This window comes from Mycolicibacterium sp. CBM1 (genome assembly GCF_054073305.1).
This window is the reverse complement of the sequence record NZ_JBSXPP010000001.1, coordinates 487,654-503,430: the sequence shown is the minus strand read 5'-3', so window position 1 is coordinate 503,430 and position 15,777 is coordinate 487,654. Positions and strand designations below refer to the sequence as shown.

Sequence of the window (15,777 nt, the reverse complement as noted above, 5' to 3'; positions counted from 1 at the left end):
CGAAGCCCGTCGGACGTTGTGACAAGCGATGCCACCCGCTCCGACTGTGATGGCCGTCGCACCACCGGCAACAGCTCGATATCGGTTGCGTTGCAGTGCGGTCAGGGCTTGGTCCCAGCTCTGTTCCAGCCCTACCCCGCGCCGCCGGCGCGGGGATACAGTCAGCGCCTGGCACGGGGTCTCACCTGGCCCAACCGTTGGAAAAGGACTGCTGCGATGATCAGGATTGCCCGTAACTGGCGGGTAGTAGTTGGTGGTGCGGCGGCCGGCTCGGCCGCTGTTCTCGTGTTTGCCGGCGCCAACGCGTCCGCCGATCCGATCCTTCCGCTTCCGCCCACACCGGCCACCGTCACCGAAACGGTGACGGCAGTACCGCAGGCGGCCTCCGCTGTCGCGGCGCCAGCGGCCACCACCGCCTCCGGTGAGGTGCCTGCAGCGGCCGCACCGGTCGCGACGGCCGTCACGCCGGACACGATCGTGCCCGCGACAACCGGCACGCTCGCCGACTACCTCAAGGAGAAGCGCGTCGCGATGGAGCCGCAGAAGGCGGCGGGCTTCACCGCGATCAGCATCGTGCTGCCGATGCCGCGCGGCTGGACCATGGTTCCCGATCCCAACGTTCCCGACGCGTTCACCGTTCTCGCCGACCGCGTCGGTGGTGACGGCCTCTACACCTCCAACGCGCAGCTGAAGGTCTACAAGCTCGTCGGTGAGTTCGATTCCAAGGAAGCCATCAGCCACGGCTTCGTCGACAGCCAGCAGTTGTTCAACTGGCAGACCACCGACGCCTCGATGGCGGAATTCTGCGGATTCCCCTCGGCGATCATCGAGGGCACGTACCGCGAGAACGACATGACGCTGAACACCTCGCGCCGCCAGGTCATCGTGCCCTCCGGGACCGACCGCTACCTCGTCTCCCTGGCGGTGACGACGGCTGCCAGTCAGGTCGTCGCCACCGCCGATGCCACCGACGCGATCGTCAACGGCTTCCGGGTCACCTCGCCGACCGCCACCCCGCCGGCACCCGCTGCTGACCCAGCCGCCGCCCCGCTGACCGACGCCTCGGCATCCGCGGCACCCGGAGTGCCGGCGGCAGTCCCCGCAGCCGCCCCAGTCGCCGTCGGCGCGGAGCCCGTTCCGCAGCGCTGAACCCGGCCTCGTATTCTGGCCGCATGTTCATCGGCGGCGTGGTGTGCCTGTGCCTGGCCGTATTGATCGGCGCTTCGGGCGTGTGGACGCTGACCCGGCCGGCGGCTTCCGACGTCACCGGCCAGGTTCTGCGGGCGGTCGCCCCCACCCAACTGGCGGCTGCGGTCATGCTGGCCGCCGGCGGGACGGTCGCCCTGACGGCGCCCGCCCACATCGGCCTGTTGGCGTTGGTCGTGTGCGTACTCGGCGCGGTAGGGACGGTGGCCGCCGGCTCGTGGCAGGGCGCCCGCTACGCCGCCCGCCGGGAAGCCGAAACCAGCTGCGCAGGTAGCTGTGCCAGCTGCTCGCTGTCCTGCAAATAGTCGCCCGAGCGCGGCACTGGCCTCGAGAGGCTCAGTTGCGCCCGACGTCGATGGGGTGGGTGGCCAGCAGCGACAGCGGTAGCGGCTGACGGCGCAGAACCCTCGCCCACAGATCGACCCGCGGCTCGACCAGTACATCAGAGGGCAACGCCGACAATACAATCCAGTCGTCGCGTTCGATCTCACCCTCGAGCTGCCCGATCGTCCAGCCGGAGTACCCGGCGAAGACCCGCACGCCCTCCACGGCGGGGGCGATCAGGTCGGGGTCGGCGTCGAGGTCCACCATCACCATGCGGCCCGCGACGTGGCGAAGGCCGGGCATGCCCTGCGGATCGGTACCCACCCGCAATGTCCCCAGGCACAGCGCGGCGTCGCGTTTGACCGGGCCGCCGATGAACATCGTCTTGGGCTTGGACGCGAGTTTGGCCCACTGGGGCAACACGTTGTAGACCGCGGTCTCGCTGGGCCGGTTGAGCACGACGCCCAAGGTGCCGCCGTCGTTGTGCTCGACGACGTAGATCACGCTGCGCCGAAACGTAGGCTCCAACAGGTCGGTGTTGGCCAACAGCAGGGTCCCGGCGCGCACCCGGTTCGCCGCGGGCGCGACGAAATCTTCGGGATCTTCGGGCTGTGCCACCCCACCATCATGGCATCACCCACCGGTCGCTGTGGCGAACGGGCACGCCCGGATATTTGTACTGTGGGGCTGATGGTCGACGCCCGTGCATCCGCTTCGCTTTGGCGTTCGGTGCGCAGCCTGCCTGAGTTCTGGCGTCTGCTGGAGCTCCGGACGGCGAGCCAGTTTGGCGACGGCCTGTTCCAGGCCGGACTCGCCGGTGGACTGCTGTTCAACCCCGAGCGTGCCGCCGATCCGTGGGCGGTGGCCGGCGCCTTCGCGGTGCTGTTCCTGCCCTATTCGGTCGTCGGACCGTTCGCCGGGGCGATGCTGGACCGCTGGGATCGCCGCGCGGTGCTCGTCGCGGCCAACCTCGCCCGGCTGGTGCTGGTGATCGCCGTCGGCGTGCAGCTGGCGGTGGGTGCCAGTGACCTCGCCGTGCTGTGCGGCGCGCTGATCGTCAACGGCTTCAGCCGTTTCGTGACGTCGGGGCTGTCGGCGGCGCTCCCGCACGTGGTGCCGCGCGATCAGGTCGTAACCATGAACTCGGTGGCCACGGCGACCGGCGCGACCGCGACGTTTCTGGGCGCCAATTTCATGTTGGTGCCGCGGTGGTTGTTCGGTGCCGGTGACGCCGGCGCGGCCACCATCATCTTCTCGGTGGCGCTGCCGGTGGCCATTGCGCTGGTGCTGTCGGTGCGTTTCCCCCGCCATGTCCTCGGCCCGGACGACAGCGCACGCGCCGTCCACGGCTCGGCGTTCTACGCCGTGGCGACCGGCTGGCTCTACGGCGCGCGCACCGTGCTGAGCACTCCGACCGTCGCGGCCACCCTGTCCGGTCTGGCCGCCCACCGCATGGTGTTCGGCATCAACACCCTGATGGTGCTGGTGATCGTGCGGCACACCGACACCGAGACCGTCGTCGGCTTCGGCAGTGCCATCATCTTCGTCGCCGCCACCGGCGGCGGCTCCTTCCTGGCCAATGTGCTGGCCCCGCCGGCGATCAAGCGGTGGGGCCGCTACGCCACCGCCAACGGCGCGCTGGTGTTCGCCGCGGTCGTGCAGCTGGCCGGCGCCACCTTGCAGCTGGCGGTCATGGTCGCGTGTGGATTCCTGCTTGGGCTGGCCGGCCAGATGGTCAAACTGTGCGCCGACACCGCCATGCAGATCGACGTGGAAGACGCCCTGCGCGGACATGTGTTCGCGGTTCAGGACTCACTGTTCTGGGTGTCGTTCATCTTGGCGACCACCGCGTCCGCGGCAGTGATGCCGCCCGACGGCCGCGCGCCGGGCCTGGCCCTGGCCGGCTCCGTGGTCTACCTACTGGGGCTCGCCCTGCACGCATTTATGGGACGACGGCGCACCCCGAAGTTCTAGAGTTTGGCCCATGGCCGCCGCGGACCCGATCATCGACGATCTGCGTGACGAGAGCGAGGCCCTCGACGCGCTGGTCGGCCCCCTGGATGCGGCGAGCTGGGCGCGCCCGACGCCGGCACCGGGCTGGACCATCGCCCACCAGATCGCGCACCTGTTGTGGACCGACCGAGTGGCGTTGACCTCGGTACTCGACGAGCCGGCGTTCGCAGAGGTGCTGAGCGCTGCAAGCACCGATCCGTTGGGCTTCGTCGACAGCGCTGCTGCGGACCTCGCTGCGACAGCTCCGGCAGACCTGTTGGCGCAGTGGCGTCAGACTCGCAGTCAGCTGCACACCGCGTTGCGCTCCGTGCCCGAGGGCCGCAAGTTGCTGTGGTTCGGACCGCCGATGAGCGCGGCGTCGATGGCGACCGCGCGGATGATGGAGACCTGGGCCCACGGCCTCGACGTGGCCGACGCCCTCGGCGTACAGCCCGCCCCCACCGCCCGGCTGAAGTCGATCGCCCACCTCGGGGTGCGTACCCGCGACTTCGCGTTCGGCGTACACGGGCTGACCCCGCCCGCCGAGCCGTTCCGCGTCGAACTCAGCGCACCCGACGGCGGGCTGTGGACCTGGGGCCCCGACGACGCCGCCCAGCGGGTCAGCGGTTCGGCCCTGGATTTCTGCGGTCTGGTCACCCAGCGGCGGGCGCGCGCCCAGCTCGACGTGCGCGCCCAGGGGCAGGACGCGATCCGCTGGCTGGAGATCGCCCAGGCGTTCGCCGGACCGCCCGGCCTGGGCCGAAGCGGCTAGGGCGTACCGGCCTGGTCGGCGGCGCCGTCCCCATCACTGTCCAGCAGCACGATGTCGAACTGGCCGTCACCGTCGGTGTCGACGTAGCCGGTGTCGAAACCGCCGTCGACGCCGGCGCGCAAAGCGCGATCGGCCAACCCGTCGCGGTCGACATCCAGTAACCGGTCAAGACGACCGTCACCATCGAAATCTGTTGCGCCGCTTGCCGTGTGCTCGACACCGTCGACACCGAACCAGCGCAGTGGCGCGGCGGGTCCGGCCGCCGTCAGCGTCCACGTCCCGGAGCCGTCGTCGGTGTAGAGGCGCCCGGCGGTGCCGTCGTCGTCGAGGTCGAGGCCGGCATGGTCGGCCAGGCCGTCGTCATCGAAGTCGGCCAACGCATCGTCGAACTCGCCGTCACCGTCGAGATCGAGCTGCACCCCGTCGAGTTCACCGTCCCCGTCGACGTCCACACCGGGATGTCCGCTGTACATCGCCGCGGTACCGTCGCCGGGTCCCAGGCAGTAGTCCACGACTGATCAGACGCCGGACGTGCCCTGTGCGTTCCGCTGATTCCACCAAGCCTGCAATTCGGCGACGGCTTCGTCATGGTCGAGGGGGCCGCGATCCAGCCGAAGCTCCTTGAGGAAGTTCCACGCCTGGCCGACCTGCGGGCCGGGCGGGATGTCGAGCAGCCGCATGATCTCGTTGCCGTCCAGATCCGGACGCACGCGGGCCAGGTCTTCCTTCGCGGCCAACTCGGCGATCCGCGCCTCGAGTTCGTCGTAGTTGGCCTGCAGCCGCGCCGCCCGTCGCTTGTTGCGGGTGGTGCAGTCCGCGCGGACCAGCTTGTGCAGCCGCGCCAGCAGCGGCCCGGCGTCGGCGACATAGCGGCGCACCGCCGAATCGGTCCACTTGCCATCGCCATAGCCATGGAACCGCAGGTGCAGATAGACCAGCTGGGAGACGTCGTCGACCATCTGCTTGGAGTACTTCAGCGCCCGCATCCGCTTGCGGACCATCTTCGCGCCGACCACCTCGTGGTGGTGGAAGCTCACCCCGCCATCGGACTCGTGGCGTCGGGTGGCCGGCTTGCCGATGTCGTGCAGGATCGCCGCCCACCGCAAGACCAGATCCGGGCTTCCAGCCTCTTCCAGTTCAATGGCCTGGCGCAGCACGGTCAGCGAATGCTGGTAGACGTCCTTGTGCTGGTGATGCTCGTCGATGGCCATCTGCATACCGCCGATCTCGGGCAGCACCACGTCGCCCATACCGGTCTGCACCATCAGATCGAGACCCGCGACCGGGTCAGCACCCAACAACAGCTTGTCCAACTCGACGGCGACCCGCTCGACGGTGATGCGCTCCAGCTGCGTGGCCATCGCCTCGATCGCCTGTCGAACCCGGTCGGCGACGGTGAACTGCAGCTGGGAGACGAACCGGGCGGCCCGCAGCATGCGCAGCGGGTCGTCACCGAAGGACACCTCGGGCTGCGCCGGCGTGTCGATGATCCGGCTGCGCAACGCCGCAAGCCCACCGAGTGGGTCGATGAAGTCGCCTGGGCCGTCGGCGGTGATACGCACCGCCATCGCGTTGACGGTGAAGTCGCGGCGAACCAGGTCGTCCTCGAGGCGATCGCCGTAACGCACCTGCGGATTACGGGACACCTGGTCGTAGCTGTCAGCCCGGAAGGTCGTGATCTCCAGTCGCTGCCCGGCCTTGCCGACGCCCACCGTGCCGAAGTCGATGCCGGTATCCCACAGCGCGTCCGCCCACGACCGCACCAGCCGCTGAATGACCTCGGGCCGGGCGTCGGTGGTGAAGTCCAGATCGGTGGTCAGCCGGCCCAGAACGGCGTCGCGCACACTGCCGCCGACCAGGTAGAGCTCATGGCCCGCCGCCGCGAACAACGCCCCGATCTCGCGCAGCAGCTCACCCTGTCGGTTGAGTTCGACGAGGGCGCGGGCAAGCAGCTCGACATCGTGGGTGGCTTCGGACACGTGGCGTGAGCCTAGTCGTCCGGCAATGCAAGCGGTGGGTCGCTCCCGGCGAGTGCGGGCAGGAACGCCCTGGCGTGCCAGCTACTATCGCTTGGGTGTCGGACGGCGAACAGGCCAAACCACGACGGCGCCGGGGTCGGCGCCGTGGCCGTCGCGCTGCCGGTCCGCCGCAGCACGTCGCGGCCGAAGGCGGGGCCCCGCAAGCCCCGGAAGCCTCCGACACCAGCGCCGCCGCCAAAAGTGACAACACCAAGCCCCGGCCGGGCAAACCCAATCGCCCCCGCTCCCCGCGCCGCGCCCCCACCCGATTGCGGACCGTCCACGAGACGTCGGCGGGTGGCCTCGTCATCGACGGCCTCGACGGCCCCCGCGAAACCCAGGTCGCGGCGCTGATCGGCCGGGTGGATCGCCGCGGCCGGATGCTGTGGTCGCTGCCCAAAGGGCACATCGAGCAGGGTGAGACCGCCGAAGAGACCGCGATCCGTGAGGTCGCCGAGGAAACCGGGATCCGCGGCAGTGTGCTGGCCGCGCTCGGCAGCATCGATTACTGGTTCGTGACCGAGGGCCGGCGCGTCCACAAGACCGTTCACCACTACCTCATGCAGTTCTCCGGCGGCGAACTCTCCGATGAAGACGTCGAGGTTACCGAGGTCGCTTGGGTGCCTCTTCAGGAATTGCCGAAGCGGCTGGCCTACGCCGACGAGCGCCGGCTCGCCGAGGTTGCCGGTGAGCTGATCGAACTGCTGCAGAGCGACGGCAAGTCGGCCCTGCCGCCGCTGCCCCGCACGACTCCCCGCCGGCGACCGCAAACGCATTCACACACCCGCAACCGTCGCTCCGACGAGGGCGGGCCGCGTCAGTCAGGTCCGCGGACGAACGGCTGCGGACCGGGGACGTGACGATGCCGAGGCGGGTCGGCGGTCTGCCCCGGATCGTGCTGATCCTCGGTTTGCTCGCTCTGCTCGCAATGCCCACGAACGCCGCACCCGCGGCGGCCGGTGAACCGGGCTCGACGCAGTTCCTGCGGGTGCGCCTCGACACCGTCACCCCCGACCTGGTCACGACCACCAGCGAACCCACCGTCACCGTCACCGGCACAATCACCAACGTCGGCGACCGGCCGGTCCGCGACGTCGTGGCCCGCCTCGAACACGCTGCCGCGGTGACGTCCTCGGCCGGGTTGCGAACCAATCTGGGCGGGGCCAACGACCAGTACCAGCCCGTCGGCGAGTTCACCGACATCTCTCCCCAGATCCAGCGCGGCCAAGCCGTCGGCTTCACCTTTACCTATCCGATCCGCTCCGCTAGCGGACCCTCCCTGGGTATCGAGCAGCCCGGCGTGTACCCGCTGCTGGTCAACGTCAACGGCACGCCCGACTACGGCGACGCCGCCCGGCTCGACGACGCGCGCTTCCTCCTTCCGGTCCTCGGTGTGCCGCCCGACCCGGCCAGCACCACCGGCGACCCGCTGACCGCCGTCGTCGCGCCCGACACCAGCAAACCGGTGGCCGTGACGATGCTGTGGCCGGTGGCCGACCAGCCCCGGTTGGCTCCGGGCGTGCCCGGCGGCACCACGCCGGTGCGGTTGATGAACGACGACCTCGCCGTGTCGCTGGCTCCCGGTGGGCGCCTGGACACCCTTGTGTCCGCGGTCGACTTCGCCACCAGTGCCGCCGTCGATCCCGGTGGTGAGGTGACCCGCGCGCTGTGCCTGGCGGTCGACCCGGACCTGTTGGTCACCGTCAATGCCATGACGGCGGGATATGTGGTCGCCGACTCCGCCGACGGGCTGGGCCCGGCGTCGCATCCGGGCACCGGGCAGGCGGCAGCCGTGGCGTGGCTGGACAAACTGCGCGCGCTGGCCAAGCGGATGTGCGTGGCGCCGACACCGTACGCGCAGGCCGATCTCGATGCCCTGCAACGAGTCGGCGACGCCGGCCTCAACACCGCCGCGACGGCCAGCGCCGGCGACATCCTCGACCAGATCCTCGGCGTCACCTCGGTGCGTGGAGCCACCATCTTCGGTGACGGGCCCCTGACGCCGGGCGCGGTGGCCCTCCTCAACGGGCAGGGCTCGACCGTCGCGCTGGCCGCGGCCGACTGCACCGCTCAAAACTCCACGACCGGTGAGCAGATGATCGCCGACGTCACCGCCCGGCGGCTCTCACCGCAGGTCGTCATCGCGCCGTTCGATCCGGCTGTGGGCGCCGCTCTGGCCGCCGTCGGCACCGACCCCGAAACGCCGACCTACGTGGATTCGTCGCTGAGCGTGCCGCTGAGCCACGACTCGACCGTCGCGCGCCGGCAGGATGCGATCGGCTCGATGCTGTGGCGGGCGCTGCAACCGGCCGCGGAACCGCGCGACCAAATCCTGGTGCCGCCGATGACGTGGAGCCCGCAACCCGACGACGCCGCGGCGATGCTCACGGCGCTGGCCACCACGATCCGCTCCGGGCTGGCGGTGCCGCGCCCGCTGGACGGGGTGATCAACCAGTCCGCCGCGGTGGCCGACCAGCGCCCCGGCGCCGGCCTTCCTGGTGAGGCCCGGGGCCGGTTCGACGACGACGTCGTGGCGACCATCAGCAGGCAGATCGGCCGGCTGTGGGGCCTCACAGCGGCGCTGACCACCGACCCGCGTACCGGGCTGACCGGCCCGCAGTACACCGCGCCGCTGCGCGAGGACATGCTGCGCAGCCTGAGCCAGACCGAACCGCCGGACAGCCGTAACGATCTGGCCCGCCGCCGGCTGGCGGTGGTGGGCACGACCATCGACGACCTGTTCGGTGCGGTAACGATCGTCAACCCAGGCGGCTCGTACACCCTGGCCACCGAACACAGTCCACTCCCGCTGGCGGTGCGGAACGACCTTGCCGTCCCGATCCGGGTTCGACTGCAGGTCGACGCCCCACCCGGTATGACGGTCACCGACCTCGGTGAACAGCAGGTGCCGCCGGGGTACCTGCCGCTGCGGGTGCCCATCGAGGTGCACTTCACCCAGCGGGTCGCCGTCGACGTCAGCCTGCGCACCCCCGATGGGCTGCAACTTGGCGAGCCGGTTCGGCTGTCGGTGCATTCCAATGCCTACGGCAAGGTGCTCTTCGCCATCACGCTGGCCGGCGGCACAGTGCTCGCGCTGCTCGTGGGGCGCCGGCTCTACCACCGCTTCCGCGGCCAGCCCGACCCCGCCGACCTGGACCGACCGCGCCGCGCCGAAGCCACCGGCGGCACCGAATGACACCCCCGCCCCGCCGGCCGGTTGCCTACGTCCGGCCGGGTGCCCGCAGCCGCGCCGTGCGCGCCGAACTGTCCGACGCCGCGGTGGTGTCACGCTCCTGGGGCATGGCACTGGCGACACTGGTCAGCCGGATCACCGGCTTCATCCGAATCGTCCTGCTCGCCGCCATCCTGGGCGCCGCACTGTCCAGTGCGTTCACTGTCGCCAACCAGCTGCCGAACATGATCGCCGCACTGGTGTTGGAGGCGACGTTCACCGCCATCTTCGTCCCGGTGCTGGCGCGCGCCGAGCGCGACGACCCCGACGGCGGTGAGGCGTTCGTGCGCCGGCTGGTCACCCTGGCCACCGCGCTGCTGCTGGCGGCCACCGTCGTGTCCGTGGCTGCGGGTCCGCTGCTGGTGCGGCTGATGCTGGGCCGTGACCCACAGGTCAACGAGTCGCTGACCATCGCGTTCGCGTACCTGCTGCTGCCGCAGGTGATCTTCTACGGTCTGTCCTCGGTGTTCATGGCGATCCTGAACAACCGCAATGTGTTCGGACCGCCGGCCTGGGCGCCGGTGATCAACAATGTCGTCGCGATCGCCACGCTGTGTCTCTATGTGATTGTGCCGGGACCGCTTTCGGTGGACCCCGTGGAGATGGGCAACGCCAAGCTGCTGGTGCTCGGTGTCGGAACCACCCTGGGTGTGGTGGCCCAGGCGGCCGTGCTCCTGGTCGCGATCCGCGCCGAGCGGATCAGCCTGCGACCGTTGTGGGGCATCGACGACCGGCTCAAGCGATTCGGGGCGATGGCCGCCGCCATGGTGCTCTATGTGCTGATCAGCCAGGTCGGCCTGATCGTCGGCAACCAGATCGCCAGTACCGCAGCCGCTTCGGGCCCGGCGATCTACGCCTACACCTGGCTGGTGCTGCAGCTGCCGTTCGGGATGATCGGCGTCACCGTGCTGACGGTGGTGATGCCGCGGCTGAGCCGCAACGCCGCCGCCGACGACACCCGGGCCGTGTTGGCCGACCTGTCCCTGGCCACCCGCCTGACGATGGTGACCCTGATCCCGATCGTCGCGCTGATGACCGTCGGGGGTCCGGCGATCGGCAGCGCGCTGTTCGCGTACGGCAATTTCGGCGAGGTCGACGCCAACTACTTGGGCATGGCGATCACGCTGTCGTCGTTCACGCTGGTCCCCTACGCGCTGGTGTTGTTGCAGCTGCGGGTGTTCTACGCCCGCGAACAACCGTGGACGCCGATCCTCATCATCATCGCGATCACGGTGGTGAAAATCGCCGCCTCACTGCTGGCCCCGCACCTGACCGACGACAAGGAACTGGTCGCCGGCTATCTGGGGCTCGCCAACGGCCTCGGTTTCCTGGCCGGCGCGGTACTCGGCTACGTGCTGCTGCACCGCACGTTGAAACCGCAGCGCGGGCGGCTGCTCGACCTCGACGTGATCCGCACGATCCTGGTCACCACGGCCGCGTCGTTGCTGGCCGGACTGATCGGTTACGTCGCCGACCGGCTATTGGGCCTGCAGTCGCTGACCGAGCACGCCGGCGGCGCCGGTTCGCTACTGCGCCTGCTGGTGCTCGGCCTGATCATGGGCCCGATCCTGGTCGCGGTGATGCTCGCCGCGCGGGTACCCGACGCGGTTGCGGCCTGGCGTGCAATGAAACGGCGCATCATCCGTACGCCACCGGTCGCGGCCACCGGAACGGTTGCGCTCGACCGGCCCCAGCCGGTGACAGCGGTCCCGTACCCTGAGCACAGGAATTCGGCCGCTGCCGGGCACCGGCCCCTGCGGTACGACGCTTCGGTGGACGTGACCGGAGCAGCGACGGGGAAAGGACCGGAGGTGAACGACCAACCCTCGGGCATGCCTCCGGTCGACCAGCCCGGCGACGCCACCACGAAGATCCCGCGGCAGGCCGCCGACGATTTCCAGCCGGATGTGCCGGACGAGGTCGAGGTCGGCACCGTGGCCCCGTCGGAGGGCAGGAGCGAAGCGACCCGGGGACTGACTTCGGTACCGCCGCGGCGACCGAACGCGGACTTCGCCGGCGACCCGACCCGTGAGCCGATGGCCTTCGATTCCCCGCGGGAGCCGGCGATGGAAGTGTCCGCCGCCGCCGACGATGAGGCCCATCTGATGCCCGGGGCCAGTATCGCCGGCGGACGCTATCGCTTGCTGGTGTTCCACGGTGGCCCTCCCGGCCTGCAGTTCTGGCAGGCGCTGGACACCGCGCTCGACCGGCAGGTCGCACTGACCTTCGTCGATCCCGACGGCACAATGCCGGACGGGCAGGTGCAGGAAATCCTCTCCCGCACACTGCGATTGAGCCGCATCGAGCGACCCGGTGTGGCCCGCGTACTCGATGTCGCCAATACCGGCGCCGGTGGCCTGGTGGTCTCGGAGTGGATCCGCGGCGGCTCGTTGAAGGAAGTCGCCGACACCTCGCCCTCCCCGATCGGCGGGGCACGCGCCGTCCAGTCGCTGGCGGCGGCCGCCGACGCCGCGCATCAATCCGGTGTCGCGTTGTCGATCGACCACCCCAGCCGAGTGCGGGTGAGCATCGAAGGCGATGTGGCGCTGGCCTTCCCGGCGACCATGCCCGACGCCACCCCCGAAGCCGACATCCGCGGTATCGGCGCCACGTTGTACGCGCTACTGGTGGATCGCTGGCCGCTGCCGGAGGCAGGGGTGCCCAGTGGGCTGCCGGCCGCCGAGACCGACCCGGCCGGTGAACCGCTCGAACCCCGAGCCGTCAACCGCGAGATCCCCTTCCAGATCTCTGCGGCCGCCGCCCGCTCGGTCCAGGTGGACGGTGGCATTCGCACCGCCCCAACGCTGTTGAATCTGCTGCAGCAGGCGACCGCACTGGCCGACCGCACCGAACTGCTCGAACCGGTCGCGACCGCCAACCCGGGTTCGGCACCTGCTCTCACCGAGCACGATCCCGAGGCGCAGGCCAGGCGGCGGCGCAACCTGCTCATCGGCATTGGGGTCGGCGCCACGGTCCTCATAGTCGCGCTGATCGTGCTGGCCTCGGTGCTGAGCAGCGTCTTCGGTGACGTCGGCGGCGGGCTCAAGGGCGATCAGTTGGGGCTCAATCCGTCGGCGTCGCAGAGCAGCGCCGCAGCGCCGTCCGGTGGGACCGTGAAACCCGTTAAGGCAACTGTCTTTTCGCCCCAGGGTGGAGCCGACAACCCAGACAAGGCCGACCTCGCGCTGACCGGTGGACCCGGTACCGGCTGGTCGACGGACACCTACACCGACCCGAATCCGTTCCCGAACTTCAAGAACGGCGTGGGCCTGCTGCTGCAGTTGCCGCAGCCGACGACCGTGGGCAGCGTCTCGCTGACCGTGCCCAGCACCGGCACCCAGGTGCAGATCCGCGCGTCCGCGACGGCCAATCCGGCCACCCTCGAGGACACCACCGCGCTGACCCAGCCCACCACGCTCCAGCCGGGCGCGAACACGATCAACGTCAACGCCACCACGCCGACGTCCTATCTGGTCGTGTGGATCTCCACGATGGGGACCACCGATGGGAAGAACCGCACCGAGATCTCCGGGCTTACCGTCAAGGCCGCTTCCTAACAGGCTGCGGCGCGGGTGAAGTGCCCTGCTGCGGCGGTTTCAATACTGTCCGGCCGGTGGCCAGCTTCCCCATCCCGGACCGTCTCCGCAGCGACTCCGAGCTGCTGGCCGCCCACGTCGCCGGCGACGGGGACGCATTCGCCGAACTGTTCCACCGGCACCACCGACGGCTCTACCGGCTGGCCTGGCAGACCACCGGTCACCCGGAAGACGCCGCAGACGCCGTGCAGGACGCCATGCTTGCCGCCCACCGCGGCGCCTCCGCCTTCCGGCACGACGCCGCCGTCGGCAGCTGGCTGCACCGAATCGTCGTCAACGCCTGCCTGGATCGCCTGCGCCGGGATCGCCACCGGCCGGTCGAACCGCTGAGCGACGACGCGGCCGTGGCCGACCGCACCCGTGAGGTGGAGACGACGCTGGTGGTGCGCCGAGCCCTGATGCGGCTGTCGGTCGAACAGCGCGCCGCCGTAGTGGCGGTGGACATGCAGGGCTATTCGGTGGCCGACGCCGCGGTCCTGCTGGGCATCGCCGAGGGGACGGTGAAGAGCCGCTGCGCGCGGGCCAGAGCCCGGTTGGCCGTACTACTGGCACCGCTGCACACCGATACCGCGGCGGTGGTCGCCTGACAGACAGCGGACCGAACCCGACTACCGGAACCTCCGGGACGGCACACTGGTGGGCGTGGAGCCCACCCCCGCCGACGCCGGGCCGCACACCGTCGCCCCGGGACACCACGCCGGCGCCGCCACGCATACCCGGCACCCGGCGCCGCACACCGGCCGGCTGGTCGCGGCGGCCGCCGGAGCACTGGCGGTCGTCGCGGCGATCGGTGTCGGCACCACCGCGCTGCTGCGCTCCCCCGAGCCGGCCGCCAGCACGCTGACCAGCGCGAGTCTCATCACAGTTACGCCGACCTTTCCGGTGTCCGGCCGGGAGTTGGCCGCGCTGGTCGCCCGCAGCCCCGACTTCGGCCCGCTGGCCGATCCTCGGCGGCGGGCGTCCTGCCTCAGCGGCCTGGGCTACCCCGGCTCGATCCAGGTTCTGGGCGCTGAACAGGTCCAGATCGACGGTCGCGCCGCGGTCGTGCTCGTGCTGCCCGGCGACCGCCCCGACGAGCTCGTCGGGGTGGCCGTCGCACCGAACTGCAGCGCCGTCGACACCGCGAAGATCGCCGACACGGCCGTGCGCCGCCCATAGTTCACGGCCGGGAACAGCGCCGCCTACGCTGGTGTTTGACCAGGTGTCCTACAGGCACCCGACCACAGGCCCCTTGCCCGTGGCAGCGGGACCGGAGCAGAAAGGCTGGTATGAGCGCCAACCCAGTTCATGACGTGATCGTGATCGGATCGGGTCCGGCCGGCTACACCGCGGCCATCTACACCGCACGTGCTCAGCTGCAGCCCCTGGTCTTCGAAGGCACGTCCTTCGGCGGCGCATTGATGACCACCACCGAGGTGGAGAACTTCCCTGGCTTCCGGTCGGGCATCACCGGCCCGGAGCTGATGGATGAGATGCGGGAGCAGGCGCTGCGCTTCGGTGCCGACCTGCGGATGGAAGACGTCGAAGCCGTCGAGCTCGACGGCCCCGTCAAGAAGGTGGTCACCGGCGACGGCGAGACCCACCTGGCCCGCGCGGTCATCCTCGCGATGGGCGCTGCCGCGCGTTACCTGGGCGTACCCGGCGAGCAGGAGCTGCTGGGCCGCGGCGTGAGCGCCTGCGCGACCTGTGACGGGTTCTTCTTCAAGGACCAGGACATTGCCGTTATCGGCGGCGGTGACTCCGCGATGGAAGAAGCCACTTTCCTGACCCGCTTCGCGCGCAGCGTGACCCTGGTGCACCGACGCGACGAGTTCCGCGCGTCCAAGATCATGCTCGAGCGGGCCCGGGAGAACGACAAGATCAAGTTCCTGACCAACACCGCGGTCGACGCCGTCGAAGGCGACAAGACCGTCACCGGCCTGCGGATCCGCAACACGATCACCGGCGAGGCGTCCACGCTGGCCGTGACCGGCGTGTTCGTCGCGATCGGCCACGACCCGCGCTCGCAACTGGTTCGCGGGGCCGTGGAGCTCGACTCCGAGGGCTATGTCGTCGTGCGGGGCCGCACCACCGCGACGTCGGTGGACGGCGTGTTCGCCGCCGGAGACCTCGTCGACCACACCTATCGCCAGGCCATCACCGCGGCGGGCATGGGCTGTTCGGCTGCGATCGACGCCGAGCGCTGGCTCGCCGAGGCACACGACTCCGGCGCGACCGGAACCACCGAGATGATTGGAGCACAGCAATGAGCGACGGCGGCGCAACCGTGACGGTTTCCGACGACTCCTTCGCACAGGACGTCTTGTCGAGCAATACCCCTGTGCTGGTTGACTTTTGGGCAACCTGGTGTGGCCCGTGCCGGATGGTCGCCCCGGTGCTCGAGGAGATCGCCACCGAGAAGGCCGGCGCACTGACCGTCGCCAAGCTCGACGTCGACGCCAATCCCGCGACGGCGCGTGATTTCCAGGTGGTTTCGATTCCCACCCTGATCCTGTTCAAGGACGGGCAGCCGGTGAAGCGGATCGTCGGAGCCAAGGGCAAGGCTGCCCTGCTCCGCGAGATCGCCGACGTCGTCTAGACCGACGCTGCGCGGCCGCTGCCCCGCTGACTCACCGAGCCGGGCAACCGGAACCACGG

At 70.1% G+C, this 15,777-nt stretch carries 14 protein-coding genes; 11 read left to right on the top strand and 3 right to left on the bottom strand.

Annotated features, from left to right (window positions below; genetic code table 11):
• Nucleotides 1-216 precede the first annotated feature (216 nt).
• Both ACXDF8_RS02445 and ACXDF8_RS02440 read left to right on the top strand, forming a co-directional pair.
• Entirely contained in the window at nucleotides 217-1,149 is a 933-nt protein-coding gene (locus tag ACXDF8_RS02445; RefSeq protein WP_457221639.1) for an LpqN/LpqT family lipoprotein, read from the top strand.
• A 23-nt stretch (nucleotides 1,150-1,172) separates the two neighbouring features.
• The gene (locus tag ACXDF8_RS02440) at nucleotides 1,173-1,511 is read left to right on the top strand and encodes a hypothetical protein (protein ID WP_457221638.1); all 339 of its coding nucleotides are present in this window, start codon (nucleotides 1,173-1,175) and stop codon (nucleotides 1,509-1,511) included.
• Nucleotides 1,512-1,542: 31 nt separating this feature from the next.
• Here ACXDF8_RS02440 and ACXDF8_RS02435 read toward each other — a convergent pair whose 3' ends face one another.
• On the bottom strand, nucleotides 1,543-2,148 hold the full coding sequence (locus ACXDF8_RS02435; protein ID WP_457221637.1) for a YqgE/AlgH family protein: 606 nt from the start codon (nucleotides 2,146-2,148) through the stop codon (nucleotides 1,543-1,545).
• Nucleotides 2,149-2,220: 72 nt separating this feature from the next.
• Between ACXDF8_RS02435 and ACXDF8_RS02430 the strand changes: the two genes are divergently transcribed.
• Together ACXDF8_RS02430 and ACXDF8_RS02425 are read left to right on the top strand one after the other, a co-directional pair.
• Entirely contained in the window at nucleotides 2,221-3,504 is a 1,284-nt protein-coding gene (locus ACXDF8_RS02430) for an MFS transporter (RefSeq protein WP_457221636.1), read from the top strand.
• Between the two features lie 10 nt (nucleotides 3,505-3,514).
• Nucleotides 3,515-4,294, top strand: a complete 780-nt coding sequence (locus ACXDF8_RS02425) for a TIGR03084 family metal-binding protein (protein WP_457221635.1) — start codon at nucleotides 3,515-3,517, stop codon at nucleotides 4,292-4,294.
• Here the strand turns inward: ACXDF8_RS02425 and ACXDF8_RS02420 are convergent.
• Entirely contained in the window at nucleotides 4,291-4,806 is a 516-nt protein-coding gene (locus ACXDF8_RS02420) for a pullulanase (RefSeq protein ID WP_457221634.1), read from the bottom strand. The genes ACXDF8_RS02425 and ACXDF8_RS02420 overlap by 4 nt on opposite strands.
• Nucleotides 4,807-4,812: 6 nt before the next feature.
• Nucleotides 4,813-6,273, bottom strand: a complete 1,461-nt coding sequence (locus tag ACXDF8_RS02415; RefSeq protein ID WP_457221633.1) for a CCA tRNA nucleotidyltransferase — start codon at nucleotides 6,271-6,273, stop codon at nucleotides 4,813-4,815.
• A gap of 95 nt (nucleotides 6,274-6,368) precedes the next feature.
• Between ACXDF8_RS02415 and ACXDF8_RS02410 the strand changes: the two genes are divergently transcribed.
• The 7 genes from ACXDF8_RS02410 to trxA all read left to right on the top strand — a co-directional run bounded on the left by ACXDF8_RS02410 (nucleotide 6,369) and on the right by trxA (nucleotide 15,718).
• On the top strand, nucleotides 6,369-7,172 hold the full coding sequence (locus ACXDF8_RS02410; protein WP_457221632.1) for an NUDIX hydrolase: 804 nt from the start codon (nucleotides 6,369-6,371) through the stop codon (nucleotides 7,170-7,172).
• Nucleotides 7,173-7,174: 2 nt separating this feature from the next.
• Entirely contained in the window at nucleotides 7,175-9,508 is a 2,334-nt protein-coding gene (locus ACXDF8_RS02405; protein WP_457221631.1) for a hypothetical protein, read from the top strand.
• Nucleotides 9,505-13,101, top strand: a complete 3,597-nt coding sequence (gene murJ / locus ACXDF8_RS02400) for a murein biosynthesis integral membrane protein MurJ (RefSeq protein WP_457221630.1) — start codon at nucleotides 9,505-9,507, stop codon at nucleotides 13,099-13,101. The genes ACXDF8_RS02405 and murJ overlap by 4 nt, the downstream gene beginning before the upstream one ends.
• Before the next feature lie 56 nt (nucleotides 13,102-13,157).
• Nucleotides 13,158-13,727 carry an RNA polymerase sigma factor SigM gene (gene sigM, locus ACXDF8_RS02395; protein ID WP_457221629.1) on the top strand — a complete coding sequence of 190 codons (570 nt, stop codon included), beginning with the start codon at nucleotides 13,158-13,160 and terminating at the stop codon, nucleotides 13,725-13,727.
• A gap of 55 nt (nucleotides 13,728-13,782) precedes the next feature.
• The gene (locus ACXDF8_RS02390; RefSeq protein WP_457221628.1) at nucleotides 13,783-14,298 is read left to right on the top strand and encodes an RsmA family anti-sigma factor; all 516 of its coding nucleotides are present in this window, start codon (nucleotides 13,783-13,785) and stop codon (nucleotides 14,296-14,298) included.
• 110 nt (nucleotides 14,299-14,408) lie between these two features.
• Nucleotides 14,409-15,389 (top strand): thioredoxin-disulfide reductase, encoded by a 981-nt coding sequence (gene trxB, locus ACXDF8_RS02385; RefSeq protein WP_457221627.1) that lies wholly within the window; start codon nucleotides 14,409-14,411, stop codon nucleotides 15,387-15,389.
• Nucleotides 15,386-15,718: a thioredoxin gene (trxA, locus tag ACXDF8_RS02380; protein ID WP_457221626.1), complete on the top strand. Its 333-nt coding sequence runs from the start codon at nucleotides 15,386-15,388 to the stop codon at nucleotides 15,716-15,718. The genes trxB and trxA overlap by 4 nt, the downstream gene beginning before the upstream one ends.
• Nucleotides 15,719-15,777: the final 59 nt, after the last annotated feature.

Bases quoted from the DNA above. Each gene is read 5' to 3' on its own strand.
- ACXDF8_RS02445 (WP_457221639.1), top strand. From the start codon at position 217: ATGATCAGGATTGCCCGTAACTGGCGGGTAGTAGTTGGTGGTGCGGCG.
- ACXDF8_RS02440 (WP_457221638.1), top strand. From the start codon at position 1,173: ATGTTCATCGGCGGCGTGGTGTGCCTGTGCCTGGCCGTATTGATCGGC.
- ACXDF8_RS02430 (WP_457221636.1), top strand. From the start codon at position 2,221: ATGGTCGACGCCCGTGCATCCGCTTCGCTTTGGCGTTCGGTGCGCAGC.
- ACXDF8_RS02425 (WP_457221635.1), top strand. From the start codon at position 3,515: ATGGCCGCCGCGGACCCGATCATCGACGATCTGCGTGACGAGAGCGAG.
- ACXDF8_RS02405 (WP_457221631.1), top strand. From the start codon at position 7,175: ATGCCGAGGCGGGTCGGCGGTCTGCCCCGGATCGTGCTGATCCTCGGT.
- murJ (WP_457221630.1), top strand. From the start codon at position 9,505: ATGACACCCCCGCCCCGCCGGCCGGTTGCCTACGTCCGGCCGGGTGCC.
- trxB (WP_457221627.1), top strand. From the start codon at position 14,409: ATGAGCGCCAACCCAGTTCATGACGTGATCGTGATCGGATCGGGTCCG.
- trxA (WP_457221626.1), top strand. From the start codon at position 15,386: ATGAGCGACGGCGGCGCAACCGTGACGGTTTCCGACGACTCCTTCGCA.